The organism is Larkinella rosea (assembly GCF_003858635.1).
GTDB lineage: Bacteria > Bacteroidota > Bacteroidia > Cytophagales > Spirosomataceae > Larkinella > Larkinella rosea.
In genome coordinates this window covers 548,509-569,760 of record NZ_RQJO01000010.1, presented here as the reverse complement: position 1 = coordinate 569,760, position 21,252 = coordinate 548,509, and the positions used below count along the sequence as shown (strand labels likewise).

Genomic DNA, 21,252 nt, shown 5'->3' with positions numbered 1-21,252 from the left:
AGGTAAGATTAGCGTGAATCGGATTCACATTTTTAGAACTTGATGCTTAACCCGGCGGTGTAAATCCGCAACTGCGGGAACTGGGCAAACCGGCCGGAACCGGCCCGTTCGGGATCGTTGCCTTCGTAGTTTGTCCAGGTAAGCAGGTTGTCGCCGGAAACGTAAACCGTCAATCCTTTCGATCGGATCTTCTTCAGAATCTTCTCATTAAATGCATAAGACAGGTAGAGATTCTTTAAGCGCAGGTAAGACGCATCCTGAATAAAATAGGTTGACGAATAACCCGCTACGCCCGCATAACCGGTCAGATAGGTCGCCGGAACCGTATTGCTGGGGTTGGTGGGCGACCAGGCGTTCAGGAATCGCAGCGGAGGGGCTGAGCCTTGTTGAAAGGGTTCGTACCCCCATCCGCTTATCTGGGTATTAACGCCTTGAACACCCTGGAAAAAGGCCGTCAGACTGAATCCTTTCCATCCTGCATTGAGGTTGAACGAATAGTTGTACTTGGGAAATCGGCTGATCCGGATCCGGTCTTCCGGCCCTACGGTTCCGTTGCCATCCACATCCCGGATCTTGAGGTCACCCGGTTTTAACGTGCCCGACGAAGGTTGCTTGGGGGAGCTATCGATATCGGCCTGACTTTGAAAGATGCCAATCCAGTCGTAGACAAAAAAGTTGTTATAAGGCTGACCCACCTCAATCGTACCCAGCGTTGGAGCCAGCAGTTTGGTAACCTTGTTGTTGTATTTGTGAAACAGCACACTGACCCCGTAATTGAAATCACCAAAGCTTTTCCGGTGCCGCAGCTCCAGTTCAATACCCTGATTTTGCATGGCACCGGCATTGACAATAGGGGGCGTCAGGCCAACGCTGCTGGGCAAATCCGCCCGGGTGGACAGAATATCGGAAGTATTCCGTCGGTACCAGTCGATAGTCGCGCCAAAGAGACCCCTGAAAATATCGATGTCCAGACCGAAATCCAGCATGGATGTTTTTTCCCATTTCAAATCCTTCGTGACCAATCGGGTCAGCTGCGCACCTGAAGCCAGCGTTGAGTACGGGTAAGCCGTCAGACTGAGTACATCCTGATAGGGGTAGGTTCCATTGATGCTGGTCCCGTTTACCAGTGAATTCCCCAGTTCCTGATTCCCCAATACACCATACGAAGCCCGGAGTTTCAGGTTATTCATCCAGGATAATGAATTCCTGATGAATCCTTCTTCGGATAGTCTCCAGCCAGCCGAGCCTCCGCCAAAGGTACCAAACCGGAAGTCGGGGCCAAACCGCGAACTCCCGTCCCGGCGAATGTTGCCTTCCACGAAATATTTGCCTTTGTAATCGTAAGTGACCCGGCCAAAAACCGATCGCAATGCCCATTCCGACGCCGTCCCACCGGTCACCTGGTTGTTGGCGCCACTACCATCCAAAACCATGATGGTCGTGTTTGGAAAGTCATAGCGCTGACCGATGATGTTCTCCGTTAAATTATTCTGTTGCTCAAACCCCGCCAACAGGCCCAGATTGTGATCCTGTCCAAACTGCCGGGTGTAGTTCAGCGTACTGAAAAAAGTTTTGGTGATGCTGCGGCCTTCTTCCTGGCGAAGTCCTGAAAACGTAGGATTTCCATTCGCAACCTGGACATAGGTGCCTGACGCGTCGGGTTGATACGCGTAGGAGGGCGAGGGAAACTGCCGGTTTTTATACTGACTGTTCAGGAACGTTACCCCCGCCTTACTAATCCATTTTAAGCCTTTCAGGAGGTCGATTTCAGCGAATACCTGGGCATTAAGATTGTATGTTTTTGTAAACTGCCCGCCTGTGGCGTATACTTCCTCCACACTACGATTTCCGGCGCCGTTTCCAATAAAATCCCGGTTGGTCGCCCTGCCGCTTCCGTCCGGCAGAAAAGGCATAAACGTTGGCGCTGACGCATAGGACAACAACAGCAAATCATCGTTGACCAGCCAGGGGGCCTTCGCATCCTGAAACGACAGGTTCAAATTGGTACCTACCCGTATCCGTTTATGGACCTGGCTGGAGAAATCGATCAGACCGTTGTACCGTTTGTATAAATACCCTTTTGTGATACTGTTCTGATCCAGAAAGTTGAAGGAAATATTATACAGCGTTTTCTCATTGCCACCGCTGAAGCCCAGGTGGTGATTTTTAATCGGACCTTTGCCCAGCACGTAATCCAGCCAATTGAAATTCGGGTATTGAGGATTGTTGGAATTGTTACGATACAAGTCGATCTGTGCCTGGGTGTAAATCGGGGTTTGTCCGCTTCGTGCTCTCGCTGAGTTGTACATTTCCATGTATTGTACCGAGTTCGTAATCAGTTCCGGCGTCCTCGTCGCTTCGCTAATCCCATAGCTTCCGGAGTACTCGATTTCCGATGAGCCGGCTCGTCCTTTTTTGGTCGTGATCAAAATGACCCCGTTACCCGCCCGTGCACCGTAAATGGACGCAGAAGCAGCGTCTTTCAAAACCGTCACACTTTCGATATCCTGCGGAGAAAGATTTTTGATCGTACCAATGATTCCATCCACCAGAATCAGGGGACCATTGGATGCCCCAAAGGAACCAAATCCTCTCAATTGGTAGGAGGCATCATCACGACCGGGTTCACCCGTAGACTGGATCACATCCAAACCGGGAACCCGGCCCTGCAACAGATTCTGCACATTGGGGACGGGGCGCTCGGTAAGTTCTTTGCCCGTTACGGTTGTTACAGAACCGGTCAGGTTGGCTTTTGTGCGGGTTCCGTACCCAACAACGACCACCTCGGAAAGTGAGGACGCTTCAGCCACCAGGTTGACATTGATGGTGGTTTGTGCGCTAACGACGACTTCCTGCTTTACATAGCCAATATAACTAAACACAAGTACTGTATTTTCAGAAGCCTGAATGGTGTACTTCCCATCCGCATCCGTGACCGTACCGGTGGTTGTTCCTTTCAACTGAACGTTGGCACCCGGCAGGGGGGCGCCACCATTGTCTGAGACCGTTCCCGAAACCCTGCGGCCCTGCGCCAACAGCAGTTGACTGGACATAATCAAAACCAGGATGACCAGAAACGATGTTGGAACCAACCCCTTGAAACGGGCTACTCGGGTAAAAGGTCTTCCTTGTTGAGCAAAGCGACTTTGGGCCGGGAGCCAGTCTCGATGCACTTTCGTTTGAAATGGGTAGTTTTGTTTCATAAACCGGAAAGAATTTAAGGGATTTGAAAGGGTGAATAGGAAAACTGTTTTCTGGTTAGAATTAAATTTTGTTTTTCATATAAGCTGACCGATTATGCGCCATTTGGCGCTACACCGGTCAGAAATCATCTCAATTACTTATAAAGATAAGTTGGATAAAAAATACTAATTTTTATAACTTTTGTCTAGATGTTTTGCAAAACAGGTGGATTTTCATAGAATTTAGTAGCAGGATAAGCGTCCTGATCCGAATTCTTACCAGTTGCTTTCTAAGCAGATGACAAATTAGGATTGGTTCCGCCCGTCTGTCATAGACGAATGTTGGTTGTCAGAGTTACATCTCAATTTTGCTCGATCACGTTCGCGACATACTCAGTCTGTTTCACTAAAGTGTCAACTTAGGGGTCAACAGATTTCAGGACGAGACATTTTCGTTACGGAAATGGTATACGCGCAACAAACAGGGCGAATTAATCCGCTATTTTCACCCGATCAACGGCTATCGGATTAGAATTAAAAAATAAAAAAGTTATTTCGCAGCGTTAAGCGGAGGATAGCAGCGTTTTTAATATTTCTCCGCCAAACTCCTTGTAACTCCGCGAAACAAACCATTCATATGCGCCCTTATATCCTTGCCGAAGCCAACTGGAAACACATCCACGACCAGCCCATCGAATTAGTCATTCTGCCCTGGGGAGCCACCGAAGCCCATAATTACCACCTGCCCTATGCAACGGACGTGATTGAAGCTGACACGATTGCGGCCGAATCGGCGCGACTGGCGTGGGAACAGGGTGCGAAAGTGATGGTGTTGCCGACGATGCCCTTTGGTGTCAATACCGGTCAGACGGATATTTTGCTGGATATCAACCTGTATCCGAGCACCCAGAAGGCGATTTTGAACGACATCATCGAAGTGTTGAACCGGCAGGGAATTTACAAATTGCTGATTCTGAACAGCCACGGCGGTAATGACTTCAAAACTATGCTGCGCGAGCTGGGCGTTCAGTATCCGGCCATGTTTCTAACCACCTGCTCGTGGTTTCATACACTGGATAAATCAACGTACTTCGACGAACCCAAAGGCGACCACGCCGATGAAATGGAAACCAGTCTGTTGCTGCATCTGCGTCCGGAATTGGTGCTGCCGTTGGAAGAAGCGGGCGATGGAGCGGCCAAAAGCTGGAAGGTGCAGGCGTTGCGCGAAGGCTGGGCGTGGGCCGAACGCAAATGGTCGCAGGTGACGGAAGACACCGGAATCGGCAATCCGAAGGCGGCTACGGCGGAAAAAGGTAAGCGGTATTTTGAAGCTGTGACCCAGAAAATCAGCGGTTTTCTGGTCGAACTGGCGAAGGTGGACGTAAAGGATTTGTATGAGTAATCGACTGAAAATCGCATTGGATTAATTACCGCTGTAACGGATGTCTTCACTCAAATTTTTTACCCTGCTCGGGTGGCTGCTTACGTGCAGCTGGCAAACGGGCCTGGCCCAATCGAATCCGAACAATAAAAACCGGGAGAAATACGACTACCTGCTGTACGTGCCGAAGGATTACCCGGCCAGTCAGCGGGCGTATCCACTGGTGATCAGTTTGCACGGCAGCTCGTTGAAAGGCAGCGATTTAAACAAAGTAAAGCGGTACGGTTTGCCGCATCTGGTCGATCAGGGTCGTGAATATGCGTTTATCATTGCTTCCCCGCAGTGTCCGGACGGTAAAGTGTGGTCGACGGACAATTGGTTCGAGCCTTTGCTGGAGGAGCTGACTGCTAAATACCGGATCGATCCGAAGCGGATTTACTTAACCGGCATCAGCATGGGCGGGTACGGTGCCTGGCAAACCGCCGTGGCGTATCCCGACAAGTTCGCGGCCATTCTGCCGTTGTGCGGAGGCTGCGACGATTCCACGCAGGTTTGCCGAATCAAAAACGTTCCGGTCTGGACCTTCCACGGAATTGACGATGATGTAATTTCGATTGACGAAACCGAGCGGCTGGTGAAGCGTTTAAACCAATGCAATGGCAGCGTGAAATTCACGAAGCTGGACAAGGTCGGGCACGCGATTCAGTATCTGTACGAAGATAACTCCCTCTATGACTGGTTGTTGAAGCAGCATCGTTGAAGACTTAAGCAACGAACGATTTTGAAAGAAGGACCTGACCGGTTTTCTGAATCTGTTCGCGAAGAGCGGGTTCGTTAATGCGATCATATAAAACCAGATCGAACCGAAGCGGAAGCCATAAATCGTCCAGTGCGACGGATAAATTGAGCAGGTCGTCGAACGTCAATTCAGGACCTTTGAGCGCAATATCAATATCCGAACCGGGTCGGTGCGAGCCTTTCGCCCGGGAACCGAATAAGATAGCCTGCCCGACCCGGTGATTCCGGGCCAGGACCGCCGTAATGGCGTTTAAATCCGTATCGTCTAATCCGTAAGGCATCCGCTACTCGTCAAAAACGGAGGATTGCTGACTATTCTGTTCTTCTTCCAAACGATGCGCCAGCTCGTTTAGTAAGCTAACATATTCATTTTTAACCGATACTGCAATCTCATCGGCTATTTCTGCATTGTAAATGTGACTGGTCAGATTACGGCTTTTATGCATCCGAACCCAGGCAAAACCGTCGATGTAGCCATTCTGAAAAGCTTGTTCAATGACCGGTTTTGGGCCAGCAATTTCGGCATATCCTCTATCCCACAAAAAATCCTGCATCGTTTTCCAGGCCAGCTCGTAGGTATATTCAAACGCTTTGATCAGACCTTGTTCTTCCAGTTCGTTCAATTCCCCTTTTTCAATGAATTTGTTGAGTTGGGTCAGGGCTTTTTTATAACTTCCGAAGCGTTGTACCCACCGAATTTCCTGCTCCATGCGTATCGGGTTAATTCATCAAATCTACTGAATATTCCAGTGGTTTTACAAAAAAGCCCCGTTTCGGTGTAGACGGAAAACCGCTTGCACCGAAACAGGGCCGTATTTTGCAAATTGTTCTTACTTCTTCGCCGAATACATCACCCGCCAGACTTTGCCTTTGACCGAGTCCGTAATGTACAGCGAACCGTCGGGTCCCTGGGCCAGGCCCATCGGGCGGTGTTTGGCGTCGCCGGGGCTGGCCAGATCGAGTTTCCCGGCATTGACGTCCGTACCCGGTTTGCCCTGTTCGTCCACCCCCGCAAAATTCTCCGCGAACACCTCGTACTTGCCCGACGGTTTTCCGTCTTTGCCGAACGGTACGAAAGCCACAAAATAACCGCCCTGTTTCAGCGGAGCGCGGTTCCAGGAACCGTGGAAGCAGATGAAAGCACCGTTTTTGTATTTGGCCGGGAACTGATTGCCCGTGTAGAACAGCACATCATTGGGCGCCCAGTGGCCGGGGAACGCCATGATCGGTTTATCTTTTCCCGCGCACCGGTCCTGAATTTTTCCGTCACCGCCGTATTCGGGCGCCAGCATTTTTTTGCTCTGCTCGTGGTCGTTGTAGCAATAGGGCCAGCCAAAATCCGCCCCTTTCCGAATCATCATAAACTCTTCCGATGGCAATTCGGCGCTAACCTCGTTGGTGAACTTACCGCCCCAGTTGTTGAGGTTGTCGCGACCGTGTTGCAGCGCGTAAAGCGAGTTGGAAGCCGTGTTCCAGTCCAGAGCCACTGCATTGCGAATGCCCGTGGCGTAGCGGGTGCCGTCGCTTTGTCGCTGATTCAGTTTGTTGGCGTCGAATTCCCAGATGCCGCCGTAGTTTTCCAGAATCGGGCAGGGGTCCTGACCTTTCGAACCCGGCTGACGGTCTTTTTCCTGACAGGCATTCGACGGAGCGCCGAAGGTCACATACATCTTTCCGGCGGGGGAAAAGGCCAGCGGTTTTGACGCGTGCTGGCGTTGCAGCGTCAATCCCACCACGATGGGTTCGGGTTTGGTGGCCGGATCGACCAGGCCATTAGTGATCCGGTAGCGATACACCGACGTATCCGATGACGCATACAGGTAGCCGTTGTAAATTGCCATCCCGGTTCCGGCGTAACTCCCGAACGCAACGGTTTTATCCGCCTTTCCATCGCCGTTGGTGTCCTGCAGTTCGATAATGCCTTTGCCGTCTTTCAGTTTGTTGAGTTTGACAAAAACCGTTCCTTTCGCATCAATCGCGATGTGCCGGGCCGATCCCAGTTCGTCGGCTACCGTCAGTGCCCCAAAACCGGTCGTTAGTTTCAACCCACCGTTATCGGGGTCGGGAGCGGGCAGGGCCGTGGAATTTCCGGGAGCGAAAACCCCGGTTAGGCTCGAAAAAGCCGAGAGAAGCAAAACGATGGCGACTTCGGCCATCATAAATTTTCCAGTCTTCAGCGGGAATCGATTTTTCATGGGATGAAGGATTTTAGGACTGCCGAAATATTTACGAAAAGAAAAACGGGAATACATTATTTTTACAAACCCAACTCCGCAAAAGTTAAAAAGTTCAAGTAGCGATTAGGGTAAAAATGACACTTATTTTCCCTTTTGCAAAGTAAGCAGTCATTCGGTCAGACTTGCAACTAATTGCTTTAAACACTGAAACTTTACCTATTCGATGAATCCCATTCTACGATGGTTCAACCGGGGAACCGCTCTGCTTCTGCTGGCGGGTGCATTACCGGTTTGGGCCCAATCTGTTGACGAATCCCTGACGCCCTTGCCCACCGATCGAGTGCCGTCACCACCTGCCAACTGGAAACCGGCGGCTTCGGTTCTGGCGAATCCCTTCAAGGCGGACATTAAGACCAAACCCGGAACGGGCATTCTGGTTGGAACCGCCGGTCAGCCGCTGACGCTGTTGACCAACGCCAGTGATGTTCGGCTGGTGATGGAGGTGATGCTGTCGCCGGCCGCGGAGGCAACCCTGTCGTTTGGCTCCACGAACGTTCGGCTGGCCGATAATTGGGGAAAACCGGAGGTCAATACCAGTACATCAGGTGCCATTGAAGGCAGTGCGGCTTTATTACCGCTACAGAATGCCGGAAAAGCACCCGGTTTGTGGCAACAGCTGGAAGTGGTGATCCAGAGTGGAGGCAAAGGACCGGCCACGCTGGAGAAAATGGTTCTGAACGGTACCCTGATTCAGGAAAATAGTGTGCTTCCGAAAATGTCCGGCGGCAACAGCGGCTCGGTCGTTTTAAACGTAAAAACCGGTACGGTCGCCATTCGGAATATTGGCTATCAGTTAATTACGGATCGCCCGGTGGCCAAACTGACCAATATCCGTTACAAACTGTACGAAAACAAAACGGAAACCACCTCCCCGGCCGAATTGCCCAATCTGCGGCTGGTGAAAGAAGATACGGTTTCGGCACTGACCTACGAAGTGGCGTTCGGACAACCGCGCTGGCACGGAATCGTCTACACGGGCGATCTGGTGGTTGACAAAACCGGCCCCTACACGATTGCGCTGCAGCAGGGCGGTTTTGCGTCCCTGCAAATCGATGGCAAAGAAATTATTGCGAACAAGCGGCTTGATCTGGGCTACATGAATACCGCAAAAATCAACCTGACGGCCGGGAAACATCCTTTTAACCTGTTTTTCGGACGGTCGTGGCCCCGGCCGGGTTTGGGCTTTTTTATCTCCGCACCCGATACCAAATTTCAGGCATTGCACCCCCGCGCATCGCTTCCCGAACCCGATCCCGTTGGCGAAATCGCGGTGGAAGCCGGCGCCAAACCGGCGGTGATTCGTTCGTTTGTTAATTTTGGTGCCAAAAAGAAGACCCACTGTCTGTCCGTAGGTAGTCCATCCGGTTTAAATTACACGTTCGATCTCAATCAGGGGGCTTTGCTGCAGGTATGGCGCGGAGAATTTGCCGATGTGACCGACATGTGGTATGAACGCGGGGAGCCTCAATTATTGAAACCGCTGGGTACGCTGGCGGTTTTGTCGGCCCAGAACCCGCTGGCATTGATGGCGAACTCAAGCCAGTACTGGCCCGATAGTTTGTCTGACAACGAGTTGAAATACAAAGGGCTGTCGATCGATAAGCAAGGGTATCCGATCATGCAGTTCCGTCTCCGGGATCTGGATGTCAACGATGCGGTTTTGCCCGATGGCGACGGCAAATCGTTTACCCGCACCTTAACGGTCAATGGGCCGGACAACGAGACCCTGTATTGCCGGATGGCGGTTGGCGCAACGCTGGAGGAAGTGGCAAAAGGGTTGTATGTAGTGGATGGGAAATACTACGTCCGGCTGGATCCGAAATTGAAACCAACGACGCGCACGAGTTTCGGACGGCAGGAGTTACTGATGCCGGTTGCCGTGAAAAACGGTTCGGCGACGATACACTATTCACTTTTGTGGTGATCGAAATGGAGAATAGTCTTTCATGGGCGGACTTCGAAAAAGTGGAGATGCTTACCGGCACCATTATCGCCGTCGACGCATTTCCGGAAGCCCGGAAACCCGCTTATAAACTCACCATCGATTTTGGTTCGAAAGGCGTGAAACGGTCGTCGGCGCAGTTGACCCGACTTTATAATCCGGACGATCTCCTTGGAAAGCAGGTCGTTGCTGTAGTGAATTTTCCACCCAAACAGATTGCCACGTTCAAAAGTGAATGCCTGGTATTGGGCGCAGTTGGCCCGGATGGTGAAGTAACATTGCTGCAAACCGAACGTAAAACAGAAAACGGCTCCCGAATTGCCTAGTTATAAAAATCATGAAAAATAAACTCTCGTTTCTCTTTTTTGCCTTCTTTATCTCGTCCGTGGTTGTGGCGCAACGCCCGTTGACGGAAGACGATTATTACCGGCTTGTCACCGTTCCGATTCCGGAAGGCGTCAAGCTGGAGGTTGGCGGAATGGCCGTGCTGCCCGATGGCCGACTGGGCGTTTCGACGCGCCGGGGTGAGGTCTGGTTCATCACCAATCCGTATATGAAAGGAAGCCGTCAGCCGCAGTTTAAGCGGTTTGCCTACGGTTTACACGAACCGCTCGGGCTGGCGTACCACAACGGGGCCATTTATGCTACTCAGCGGGGCGAATTGACCAAAATGATCGACACCGATGGCGACGACGAAGCCAATGAATACCAGTCGGTCGTGAAATGGCCGCTGTCCGGTAATTATCACGAATATTCGTACGGCCCGCTGTTTATGCCGAATGGCGAAATGCTCATTACGCTCAACCTCGACTGGATTGGCTACGGAGCAAGTTTAGCCAAATGGCGGGGCTGGATGCTGAAAGTAACCGAAAAAGGAGAGTTGAAACCGTATGCGACGGGGTTGCGCTCGCCCTCGAGTTTCCGGCAGTTGCGCGATGGCAGCATTTTTTACACCGAAAACCAGGGAGACTGGGTTGGTTCGGGCCGGATGACGCACCTCGAACTGGGCGACTTCGCCGGGAATCCCGCCGGGTTGCGGTGGTCGTCGGAGCCGGGCTCGCCCGTGAAACTGAAACCGGAGGATGTGCCGAGTACCGGAAAACCGATGCATGAAGTGGCCAAAACCGTCAAAGGGCTGAAAGTTCCGGCCATCTGGTTCCCGCACACGATACTGGGCATTTCAACCTCCGATATTGTGGAAGATACCACTTCGAACCGGTTTGGGCCGTTCGACGGTCAGTTGTTTGTGGGTGATCAGGGACACAGTAAGATCATGCGGGTGTTTCTGGAAAAAGTAGCGGGTGAGTTTCAGGGTGCCTGTTTTCTGTTCCGTTCCGGCTTCCAGTCCGGTATTCTGCGGATGGCCTGGGGGCTCGATGGCTCCCTGTTTGTCGGACAGACGAGTCGTGGCTGGGCGGCTACCGGCAAAGACCCATACGGTGTTCAGCGGTTAGTCTGGACGGGACAGACGCCGTTTGAAATGAAAGCCATCCGGTCGATGCCCGACGGCTTTGAGTTAGAATTTACGCTTCCGGTTGACAAGAAAACCGCCGGAGATCTGGCTTCCTACAGCATGAACAGCTTCACGTATAAATACCACCGAATCTACGGTAGCCCGGTTGAAGACGCCCGGCCCGTTCCGATTCGGGGCGTTGTGGTGTCGGATAATGGCTTGAAAGTGAGGATTGTAGCCGATACGGTTTTGCGTGAAGGGTTTGTTCATGAAGTTAAAGCCGAAGGCGTCAAATCCGCGGCCGGTCTGGCGTTACTGCATAATACCGGGTATTACACGCTGAACCACATTGCACCGGGAACGAAACTGACCATTGCGGCTCCCGCGAAACACACTCACAGCGACATGACAATGGCTTCCACAAAAACGGAACCACCGGTTTCGGGTGCCAAAGGGAAGGCCGCCGTCAATGCAAAGCACATTACCGAACAGCCTGCCGACTGGACCAACGGCCCCGACCAGGTGATTACGATCGGTACGGTACCGGGGTTGAAATTTGACAAGACACAGGTGGAAGTGAAAGCCGGGAGCCGCATTAAGTGGATTTTCAATAACAACGACGACATGCTGCATAACTGCGTGATTGTAAAGCCCGCAACCGCCAACGTCGTCGGCGATGCAGCCCTGAAACTGAATTTAAACGGTTCCAAAATGCAGTATGTGCCCGTGACGCCGAATGTGCTGTTTCATACGAACCTGATGCAACCCGAAAGTTCCGAATCGCTCTATTTCGTTGCCCCAACTACGCCGGGTGATTATCAGTTTGTTTGCACCTTCCCCGGTCATGCATCGCTCATGCAGGGGACGCTGAAAGTCGTTAAATAATGAAATGCTTTCTTAAAAATAGGTGGTTAAACTTCGATTTTAATCACCTGTTTTTATGTCTGATTATATTGGAAACAACTTGAAGAACTATTTACTGCTCAACAAATTACGAAGCGTTTTCTCCGCGCTGGTCGGCAAACCGGGCGATGCTACCGTTGAAAGCCGTATATTTAATTCAATATGCGTGGTGGGTATTGCGGCTATGTTTTATAACATTCCATTTAATTACTACATCGGATTAACCGAAGCATCCCTTATATCCCTAGTTCTCTGTTTCGTTTTTATATTTTTATACTATTTATCACGGATTAAAAACCGGTTTTATATCAGCATTACACTGGCCGGAATTTTACTGAATACGTTATTAGGGATTAATTATTTTTTTAATGCCGGCGTTATTGGGTCTTCCCTTCTGTTATTTATCCTCATTTATTCATTAATAGCAATTACCTCACCCAGACGCCAGCAATTGTTCTGGTTTGGATTGAATCTGTGCGTCGTTTTCGGCCTTCTTACCATTGAATACTTTTATCCGGAAAGTGTCGTCGGTCATTATTCAAGCCGTTCAAACCAAATTATAGATGTGGCGTCAACGTATTTGGTAGGGATTGTACTCATCTATCTGGCAACGTATTTTTTCAGGAAAGCCTACAAGGCCGAGCAGCGGCTGGTTGAAGAAAAATCAGCCATGCTCGAAGAACTGAATGCGGAGAAAAACAAGTTATTCTCCATTATTTCGCATGATTTACGTTCGCCACTGGCTTCCGTTCAGCACTACCTGGAAATATTGGGAGAAACTGAAGTTGACGACATACAGAAAAGAAAAATTGAAGCGGATCTGCTGCACGTCGTTGGCAATACGCAGGATATGCTTAATAACCTGTTAGGATGGTCGACCAGCCAGATGGGGGGAAAAAAAGCATCGATCACTCATGTAAATATCTTTTCGGTGCTTCGACCTATTCTGGAGATTTATAAACCGCTGGCTATTAAGAAAACCATTCGACTTACCCACGCGGTTGATGAATCTTTATGGGTTCGGGCTGATCACAATATGCTGGAACTTATCCTGCGAAATCTGGTCGGGAATGCGTTAAAATTTACCCCTTTTGGAGGATCGATCCGCATCGAAGCCGTGAAGTCGAAGCCGGATATCCGGATCGAAATAAAAGACAACGGCGACGGAATCAGCGATGAAGATAAAGCCTATTTATTTTCGTTAAAATCCCGATCTACCTACGGAACCAACAATGAAAAAGGCGTTGGACTGGGATTGTTTCTTTGCAAAGAATACGCCGAAGAACAGAATGGAAAACTGTGGTTCGAAAGCGAGCAGGGCATTGGCACCAGCTTCTTTTTAGCGTTGCCGGAAGCAGGTTAAAAGATAAACGGGTTGCACAGTTTGGGCCGAAAACAACTGCCGATAAAACCGTGCAACCCGTGCTTCATCAATACCCGATCGTAAACCGCTGACGGATGTGCTGCGGATTTTCCAGTTCATCAAAAACCGCTACGGCAAGGTCCTGAACCGAAACTTTGCTCACCCCATTTTCGTCAAAAACCGGTTGATCGAGGCCCTTGCGGAATTGCCCGGTGCGCTCGCCCGGTTCCAGCAAAATAGCCGGGCTTAAAAATGTCCAGTCCAAAGTCTCTTCTTTTTGCAGAATGTTGAGGTAATCACGGGCGCTCAGGGCTCCGGCTTTCCACTCGGCGGGGAATTGGGGAGTATCGACCAGTTGAAGCCCCGGCGCAGCTTCCAGGCTTCCGGCTCCACCGATGACCAGCAGACGCTTGATACCGGCTTTTTTAACACCATTCTGAATGGCCAGCGAACCGGCCAGGTGGTCATCGTAGATGTTGGGATTTGACCAGCCGCCGTTGTAGGCGCTCACGACCGCATCGTGACCTGCCACCAGGTTGGCTACTTCCTCATCGTTCAACACGTCGCCTTTGACCAGTGTCAGATGCGGATTTTCAGTCGTTCCTTTTTCCGGATTTCGGGCAATTGCCGTTACGTCGTAACCACGGTGTAAAGCTTCTTTCAACAGGTGGGAACCCACGTAGCCAGTGGATCCGATCAATGCGATTTTCATGGTTTTATATCTAGTTTAAACTGGAATTATGGAACTGTAATTGAAATGGTTACAGTTTTATTCAAAAAAAATTAATGAAATTGCTCACTAAACTCAGCCAGCGTGGTTTGATGTAATTGACTGATCATGGCGTTTTCGGCGGTCTGAAAAAGCGTATCGAGGTGGCTGTTAATCTGGCGTCCCACCGGACAATCCGGGTTCGGACTATTCCGGGTTTGCCCCAGCAACGACGCAGGGCGCACGGCCTGGTACACCTCCGAGAGCAGGATTTTTTCCGCCGGTTTGGCCAGACTACTGCCGCCATTCTTGCCTTCTTTGCTGATAATCAAGCCTTTCTTACGCAGGTTGCTCACTTCTTTCCGAATCAAAACCGGGTTGATGTTCACGCTGCCCGCCAGGTAGTCCGACGATACCCATTCAGGGCCAGCTTTGGCAAGCAAGGTCAAAATATGGATGGCGATGGAAAACCGGCTGTTGGTCATTCTGTAATACTATTTGTTACAGTACAAATCATCCTGCGCAATAATTCCCGGAAACCGATTTTTTTTTGAGAAACCGGGCTGGCAGTTCTCATCTCTTTTCCTTATTATCGAGTAGAATACCAATCTTGTGCGTTATATATCCATGCGATTCATTTTCTTATTTCTGATCTGCCTCAGCATTCTGGGAACGGCCACTGCTCAACGAGCTGCTGATTCAACCTTTTATCGCCCCGGCGTGGCGGTTCCAGCTTACCTGAAGCCCATTGAGCGATCGTATGGGGCTTATTATTACGGAGGCAAACGGCTGCGGTCGTCGAATTCGCTGGAAATTCCCTTCAATGAATTAAATGATCCGATTGTGAACCGGCATTTTCGAACCTACCGAACGTTTGTCGTGATTGGCCAGGTCGCTGCCGCTATTCCGCTGGTCTACGTTCTGACGCGAAACCGCGGAACGTATACCCGGTCGGGCGACTATTGGGCCGTGTATTTTGGCTCCATTGGTGTTTCACTGGGCCTGAATATTATTGGCGGTTCGAAGGTCCGAAAAGCCGTTACGGAATACAACCGGGCGCTCGCCAACGCCCGATTTGGGTTTTCGGCGCAACCTCTTCCCGGAACAACAAAAACCGCCTTTGGCTTTAGCCTGGTGCAACGACTATGAAAAACACGGAGCAAAATGAGTCAGATGATTTGAACTTTCGGGAACTGTTTTCGGAAGACGAAACCCGTGCGTTCTACCAACCCGAACTGCTGTTGCCGACGCGCCGGATTGCATTCTGGTCGCTTGGCGCATCAGTTTTACTGGCCGGAGCCCTGGTGGCATCGTGGTTTAATCAGCAAAACCGCCTGCTTATGCGTCCGAAACCCACTCACCGGTTTACCAAAAATTCAACGCAGCGTCCGACCCGACGCAGCAAAAACGATACGACGCTGTATCTTCGTCAGTCATTCCGATAACTTAACTCATCCATTTTCCGAATGAAATTCGTTGCCTGTTCGATTACACTTCTCCTCGTTTCACTGGCCGTTCAGGCTCAGACGACGGTCAATCGTGACCCGATCATCGCCCAGCTGGTGAGCGAAATCTCGGCGGACAGCCTGCGGGCGCACGTGACAAATCTGGTCAGGTTTGGAACGCGTCATACCCTGAGCACTACGGCACCCAAACGCGGCCTGAGCGCGGCCCGGCAGTGGGTGTTGAGCCGGTTTCAGCAGTACGCCAAACAATCGGGTGGGCGATTGACTGCCCAAATCGACACCTGGACGCTGCCACCCGACGGCAAGCGCGTCGATGTGCCGACGCAAATGGGCAATGTGATGGCGACGCTCAAAGGAACGGACCCGAATGACGATCGGATTTTTCTGGTGAGTGGCCACATCGACAGCCGCGTAACTGACGTGATGAACCGCACCGCCGACGCACCGGGTGCCAACGACGACGGTTCGGGAACGGCCGCCGTCATCGAGCTTTGCCGGGTGATGAGCAAGATTCCGTTTCCGGCCACCATCATTTTCGTGACGGTTTGCGGAGAGGAGCAGGGGTTGCTCGGTGCCGATCACCTGGCGCAGCGGGCCAAAAATGAGAAATGGAACCTGGAAGCCTTGCTGAATAACGACATCATGGGGTCAAATAATAGCCCGGATACACGCGTTATCGACAACACAAAAGTTCGCGTATTCAGCGAAGGATTGCCTGGCTACCAGACCGATTCGCTGGCGGCCAACATCCGGCAATACGGGTTGGAAAACGATGGAAAATCGCGGCAACTGGCGCGGTATACCAAAGAAGTGGGAGAGCGGTATGTCGACCAGCTGGAAGTGGTGATGGTGTATCGGAACGACCGGTTTTTGCGCGGGGGTGACCACACGCCATTCGTCAATCGGGGATTTCCGGCGGTGCGGATCACGGAAATGAACGAAAATTTTGCGCATCAGCACCAGGATTTGCGGACGCAGGACGGTGTGGAATACGGTGACTTTGTGAAGTTCATGGACTTTGAATACCTCCGGAAAAATACGGCTATGAATCTGGCGGTTTTGGCGAATCTGGCCAAAGCGCCGTCGATGCCCCAGAATGTGACGGTGGAAGCCCGAAACCTGACCAATTCCACCAGTTTGTTCTGGCAGACGCCCAAAGCCGGAGGTTCAGCAGGTCGGAAAATCAAAGGGTATTATGTGCTGATGCGGGAGACTTATTGGCCGTTCTGGCAAAAGAAATTTTTTACGGACAAAGTGGGCCTGACACTGCCGTATTCAAAAGACCATTATTTCTTTGCGGTTCAGGCCGTTAGCGAAGATGGGAACGAGAGTTTACCGGTGATTCCGCGACCCAGTTTGCGGTAAAAATAGTATAACAAAACCGGGTCCGCCGAATCACTTCATTGGTAAAATAAAGCATTGACGCAACGTTTTGGCGGTTTCGCGCGTACTTCAAAAGAGAAAATTCCGGCTTTTTGGCAATAAATTTACAAGCTGAGCATTTTTTTTGTAGATTTCGTTCATAACGGTCATCTCATCCAATCACACTAAAACAGTTACCTCACAAAAACCTGACAATCTATGAAGCGTTTACTTTATTTAATTTGCGTAGTGGTGTTTGCGGCTGGCCTGAACTCATGTAACAAGGACAGCGATCCGGCACCCGATCCGTCGGTCGGTTCGTGGAAGTTAGATCGGATTCGGACCAGCGGTTTTACGGGCGTTTACGCAACGGCTGGTTACAACGCTGATAATGATCCTGCGATTTTCGATTATCAGGATAGCTTTATTACCAAAACAGACAAGACATTTACTGGAACGCTTCGCACCAGCGGTCGGGTGATTGATTACAAAGGCAACTGGACGTTTGCCAACAATCAATTGTCATTGAAAGACGATCAGGGTAATGAAGATGTATATACGTTAGATGCTACGGTTACACCAAACCAACTGCTTTCGAAAGCAATAACGAGCAGTGACTCGTTGACCAACCCGAGCACGAAGAAAGTTGAAGTGGTTACCTATACTGTTCAATTCGTTTACCTGAAACAGTAAAGAATTTTCAAAAGAGTTATTTCGCGAAGTTGAGCGGAGAAAAAAAAGAGCTAAGCAGAGAAATTAACCTCCGCTTAGCTCTTTTTTTTCTCCGCTCAACTTCGCGAAATAGCCTTTTTTACACTCATTCCACCGGCTTCACATTATCATCCGACACCCGGTCGATCAGCTTGTTGTACGGGTCAATCCCGGCTTTGGCCGGTTTGCCTTTTACGACGAATTCGAGCGTATGCGTACCGGGGCCAAGCCACTGTTTTTTCAGGTACAGCGGCACTTTTTCGGTCATGCCTTTCTTGTTTTTAGCGTCAGCGGCAAAAATCCCGATCTCGATCAGGTCCTTTGCTTTGCCTGCACCGGTTTCTTTCCCCGCCTTGTCGTAGTACAGCTTTTTAGTCTGCACCGTCATTTTGACTTTATACTGGTCGTTTTTCAGCGGTTCAGCTTTGGCTTCCGTAATGCGGTTTTCGTAGAGTGTAATTTTCTCGAAGTTATCGGTCAGGAAATACTGGAGCGAATCGGGCGTGGCAGCCTTGATGTAACTGTACCAGTCCCGGCTGGTCGTAAACGGTGCTTTTTGCTGAAACGCATCCCGCTGGACGTATTCTTTGAACGCCCGGTTGAGCCGGTCTTCGCCGATATAATCCTGCAGGGCAAACAACACGACTGAGCCTTTGTCGTACCAGACGTACGCCCGCGTGTCGTTGTCGAGCAGCGTTTCCTCAAACTTGTCTTCCGACGACCGCCCGCGCAGATACCGGTCGAGGCTGTATTTCAGACGGGATTGCATGATGTTGTCGCCGTACGTCTTCTTCAACACCATCAGGGATGAATACTCGGCCATCGACTCCGAAATCTGGTTGGCACCCCGCGTATTGCTCGGCATCACCTGATGCCCCCACCACTGGTGCGCGACTTCGTGGGCGGTTACGTAATAGGCATAATCGGTTTTGTCGGGATCGCGAAAATCGCCCACCCAGCCGAAACTTTCGGCATAGGGCACGGTATTCGGGAACGATTGGGCAAAACTGGCGTAACGCGGAAACTCCATGATCCGCATCTGCCGGAATTGGTACGGACTAAAGTTGGCGTTGTAGTAATCCATCGACGCCTTCACGGAGTTCACATATCGATCGATGTTCCGTCCGTGCGTCGGGTGGTGATACACCTCGATGTTGACGGTTTTGCCATCGGGTGCTTTCCAGATGTCGCGTTTGACGGCATATCGTGCCGAACTGACGTTCATGAAATAGGCAATCGGCGCGTCCATTTTGTAGTGGTAATACTTGCGCCCATTGGCTTTCCACTCTTTTTGCAGATAGCCCGGCATGATCGCAATCTGGTCGGGCGCGGTGCTAACGGTGCCTTCAAACGTAATCCAGTCGCCGTCCTGCGTAAACAGGAAATTGCTCCGCCCCCAGGCGTCGGTGTAGGGCGGTTGCTGGTATTGCTTGATGGGCAAACCGTATTTTTTGCGGTATTTATCGCTGGTCAGTTCACCAGCGGGATTGTAACCGAAGGACGGGAAAATACCGGTGTCGAAAAAGGTTCCGTTGTACACCAGTTCCCGGTTTAAGCCGCTGTTGGTGAAACCTTTTGGTTGGGCGGCAATGGTGATTTCCATGCGGGCCGTGTCGCCGGGCTGGAGCGTGCGGGGCAGTTTGTAGATATAATACCGGAAAACCGTATCCTTCAGCAAAATTTTTGGATCCTGGCCGTCGATCAGGAATTTCTCGGTTTTGGGGTGATTGTATTCCGGCGAAGCAAACAGCAAATGCAGCGAATCCAGCGGGCGGGCAGTTTTATTGACCAGCGTATAAATCCCATTGGCGGTGACCCGCCGTTCTTCCGGGACGAGGTCGATCTTAACCTTCAGATCGGTAATTTTCGGATGGGCGGTTCGCTCGTAGCGGCTGTATTTTTTCTCATAACGGGCCTGCAGTTCCCGGGTTTCGTCGGCGGTCTGGTACTTGTTCAACACGCTGACGTTGTAGTAAATCCAGATTCCGGAACCCACCCAAATAAGCAGAAAAACCGCTAAGGCCGTCGCTGATGGCTTATTGAACCGGAGTTTAGCCAGTCGCCAGCGGGTTTTGAGGTCACCTTCACTGCCCCGGTTCCAGAACAGGTTGCCGATCACGAGCAGTGCAAATCCAAACGCCAGCCAGTACAGATTGAACCAGGCCAGCGGTTTTAGAAAATGCCCGAAACCGTTCATGTCCGAAATCCGGTAGCCGGGCGTGTAGCTGTAGAAAAATAGGTTATAATCCAGTTCTGCGAAGTTCCGCAGGGCCACCATCACCACCCAGATTCCGACCGTAATGATGTGTCCTGTAAACTTGCTGTTCACCATGATGTGCACAAAAAACGCCAGCATCAGCAGTTGCAAATATTCCGGGAACTCGATCAGGTACAGATCCGTAAAGTATTGTCCGAAGTCGTACTCAAAATAGCCTTTAACGGTTTGGTTCAGAACCCCGCTGATAATCACCAGATTGACCAATAAGAAGCAGATGACAGCCAGCGCCAGAAACTTCGCGCCATAGGTCACCCAGTTCGGTACCGGCAGCGCGTCGGCAATGTTGTCGAAGTGAACGGCTTTGTCGCGGTGCACGCTCTCGCCGGTGTAGAAAATGATCAGAATAAAGACGAACAGAATGTAGTCGAAGTCTTTGACTTCAATCATGTAATAAGTGGTTGGCAGTGAGCGGGTGCCCATAATCTGATCGGCAAACCAGCCATCCAGAAACAGAAACAACACGCCACCCATCAGAATGACCAGAAAATAAACGTCTTTGATGATGTTACCGAACTCCAGTTTCGTCAGCCGGAAGAGGTGTCCGAAATAGGCATTGGTTGAAAAGATCTTTTCGGCAACGGGCAAAGTCAGGAGCGGTTTTGCCTTTTTAGCGACGGCTTCGGCTTTCGATTTTTTACCCAGTTTAACGGCTAAAAACCGCTGAAAATCAAACCGGAAGAGCGTGTAAAGCAGCGTTGCCAAACCGATGCCACCCCACAAAAGCCGGTTCAGCAGCACGTTTCCGTCCAGCGTGGCATGGAGTTCGTTCTGCTCGGCGGGCGTCCAGTATTTGGTAGCATTGGTAAACGTATTGAGCGCAAACGGATCGAGCAGGTCGACAATGTCTTTGTTTTCCAGATCCGACGCCAGCGTGATGCCCAGCAGATAACCGATGAACAGCAGCAAACTTCCGGCGTAGGTTACAAACACATTCCGCGTTAAAGCAACCAGACTGAAAAACAGGCTTCCGGTGAAGAAAACCGTTGGAATAACGAAAACCAGCATCGGTTGTACATAATCCCACAACCGGATCGGACCGTAGCGTTCGACGTTGTCGGCCAGATTCAAAACCGGTCCCAGCAACGATCCGAGCGCGATGCCCAGGCAGGTACAGCCCATGATCCCGATCAGGATGACGAACGAACCCAGGTACCGGCCAAGCAGATAACCGCGTTCGCTGATGGGGTAGGAGAAAAAATAGGAGCGGGTGTTGTGTTCAATGTCGCGGTAAACCGGCACGCCCATCACCGCCGAGCTCAGCATCGTGGCAAAAATACTGGTCAGGATCAGCAGGTATGAAATTGCGTAGGGCGAATTGACATTGGCTTTTTCGGACGCCGGACCGTTGCCGTAAATCAGAATGAGAAAGGTGTACAGAAAAAGCAGAAAACCGTAGAGATAGGTAGCCGGACGTTTCAGGCGGTAAGCCAGTTCAAAACGAAATATCTTGGTAAACATAAGGGAATT

The 21,252-nt window shown here is 50.8% G+C and carries 17 protein-coding genes; 10 read left to right on the top strand and 7 right to left on the bottom strand.

The genetic code is table 11. The annotated features are described in order from the left end of the window. Positions 1-32 precede the first annotated feature (32 nt). Positions 33-3,053 (bottom strand): SusC/RagA family TonB-linked outer membrane protein, encoded by a 3,021-nt coding sequence (locus EHT25_RS23190; RefSeq protein WP_229311760.1) that lies wholly within the window; start codon positions 3,051-3,053, stop codon positions 33-35. A gap of 766 nt (positions 3,054-3,819) precedes the next feature. On the opposite strand from EHT25_RS23190, the gene EHT25_RS23185 reads away from it, so the two are divergent. Together EHT25_RS23185 and EHT25_RS23180 are read left to right on the top strand one after the other, a co-directional pair. Continuing rightward, the gene (locus EHT25_RS23185) at positions 3,820-4,584 is read left to right on the top strand and encodes a creatininase family protein (protein WP_124877540.1); all 765 of its coding nucleotides are present in this window, start codon (positions 3,820-3,822) and stop codon (positions 4,582-4,584) included. Between the two features lie 40 nt (positions 4,585-4,624). Beyond that, positions 4,625-5,323: a carboxylesterase family protein gene (locus EHT25_RS23180; protein WP_124877539.1), complete on the top strand. Its 699-nt coding sequence runs from the start codon at positions 4,625-4,627 to the stop codon at positions 5,321-5,323. A 4-nt stretch (positions 5,324-5,327) separates the two neighbouring features. On the opposite strand, the gene EHT25_RS23175 is transcribed toward EHT25_RS23180, so the two are convergent. From EHT25_RS23175 to EHT25_RS23165, 3 genes are all read right to left on the bottom strand, one after another. After that, positions 5,328-5,642, bottom strand: coding sequence for a nucleotidyltransferase domain-containing protein (locus EHT25_RS23175; protein ID WP_124877538.1), 315 nt, complete (start codon positions 5,640-5,642; stop codon positions 5,328-5,330). A gap of 3 nt (positions 5,643-5,645) precedes the next feature. Further along, positions 5,646-6,071, bottom strand: coding sequence for a nucleotidyltransferase substrate binding protein (locus EHT25_RS23170; RefSeq protein WP_124877537.1), 426 nt, complete (start codon positions 6,069-6,071; stop codon positions 5,646-5,648). A 120-nt stretch (positions 6,072-6,191) separates the two neighbouring features. Further along, complete coding sequence (locus EHT25_RS23165; RefSeq protein ID WP_124877536.1) at positions 6,192-7,556, bottom strand: PQQ-dependent sugar dehydrogenase; 1,365 nt, start codon at positions 7,554-7,556, stop codon at positions 6,192-6,194. Between the two features lie 205 nt (positions 7,557-7,761). Between EHT25_RS23165 and EHT25_RS23160 the strand changes: the two genes are divergently transcribed. The 4 genes from EHT25_RS23160 to EHT25_RS32765 all read left to right on the top strand — a co-directional run bounded on the left by EHT25_RS23160 (position 7,762) and on the right by EHT25_RS32765 (position 13,259). Beyond that, complete coding sequence (locus EHT25_RS23160) at positions 7,762-9,522, top strand: PA14 domain-containing protein (RefSeq protein ID WP_124877535.1); 1,761 nt, start codon at positions 7,762-7,764, stop codon at positions 9,520-9,522. 5 nt (positions 9,523-9,527) lie between these two features. After that, positions 9,528-9,866 (top strand): tRNA-binding protein, encoded by a 339-nt coding sequence (locus EHT25_RS23155; protein ID WP_124877534.1) that lies wholly within the window; start codon positions 9,528-9,530, stop codon positions 9,864-9,866. An 11-nt stretch (positions 9,867-9,877) separates the two neighbouring features. Then, positions 9,878-11,878: a plastocyanin/azurin family copper-binding protein gene (locus tag EHT25_RS23150; RefSeq protein WP_124877533.1), complete on the top strand. Its 2,001-nt coding sequence runs from the start codon at positions 9,878-9,880 to the stop codon at positions 11,876-11,878. A 583-nt stretch (positions 11,879-12,461) separates the two neighbouring features. After that, on the top strand, positions 12,462-13,259 hold the full coding sequence (locus EHT25_RS32765; protein ID WP_185731461.1) for a sensor histidine kinase: 798 nt from the start codon (positions 12,462-12,464) through the stop codon (positions 13,257-13,259). A gap of 67 nt (positions 13,260-13,326) precedes the next feature. Here EHT25_RS32765 and EHT25_RS23140 read toward each other — a convergent pair whose 3' ends face one another. After that, positions 13,327-13,971 carry an NAD(P)-dependent oxidoreductase gene (locus tag EHT25_RS23140; RefSeq protein WP_124877531.1) on the bottom strand — a complete coding sequence of 215 codons (645 nt, stop codon included), beginning with the start codon at positions 13,969-13,971 and terminating at the stop codon, positions 13,327-13,329. A gap of 71 nt (positions 13,972-14,042) precedes the next feature. Beyond that, the gene (locus tag EHT25_RS23135; RefSeq protein WP_124877530.1) at positions 14,043-14,453 is read right to left on the bottom strand and encodes an Rrf2 family transcriptional regulator; all 411 of its coding nucleotides are present in this window, start codon (positions 14,451-14,453) and stop codon (positions 14,043-14,045) included. 142 nt (positions 14,454-14,595) lie between these two features. Here EHT25_RS23135 and EHT25_RS23130 point away from each other — a divergent pair, with 142 nt between their 5' ends. The 4 genes from EHT25_RS23130 (at position 14,596) to EHT25_RS23115 (ending at position 17,489) form a co-directional block, all read left to right on the top strand. Then, positions 14,596-15,117: a hypothetical protein gene (locus EHT25_RS23130; protein ID WP_124877529.1), complete on the top strand. Its 522-nt coding sequence runs from the start codon at positions 14,596-14,598 to the stop codon at positions 15,115-15,117. Next, positions 15,114-15,413 (top strand): hypothetical protein, encoded by a 300-nt coding sequence (locus tag EHT25_RS23125; protein ID WP_124877528.1) that lies wholly within the window; start codon positions 15,114-15,116, stop codon positions 15,411-15,413. The genes EHT25_RS23130 and EHT25_RS23125 overlap by 4 nt, the downstream gene beginning before the upstream one ends. Before the next feature lie 21 nt (positions 15,414-15,434). Then, entirely contained in the window at positions 15,435-16,799 is a 1,365-nt protein-coding gene (locus tag EHT25_RS23120; RefSeq protein ID WP_124877527.1) for a M20/M25/M40 family metallo-hydrolase, read from the top strand. A 216-nt stretch (positions 16,800-17,015) separates the two neighbouring features. Then, entirely contained in the window at positions 17,016-17,489 is a 474-nt protein-coding gene (locus tag EHT25_RS23115; RefSeq protein WP_124877526.1) for a hypothetical protein, read from the top strand. A gap of 124 nt (positions 17,490-17,613) precedes the next feature. Here the strand turns inward: EHT25_RS23115 and EHT25_RS23110 are convergent, their stop codons facing one another. Next, positions 17,614-21,243, bottom strand: coding sequence for an ABC transporter permease/M1 family aminopeptidase (locus EHT25_RS23110; RefSeq protein WP_124877525.1), 3,630 nt, complete (start codon positions 21,241-21,243; stop codon positions 17,614-17,616). Between the last annotated feature and the right edge of the window lie 9 nt (positions 21,244-21,252).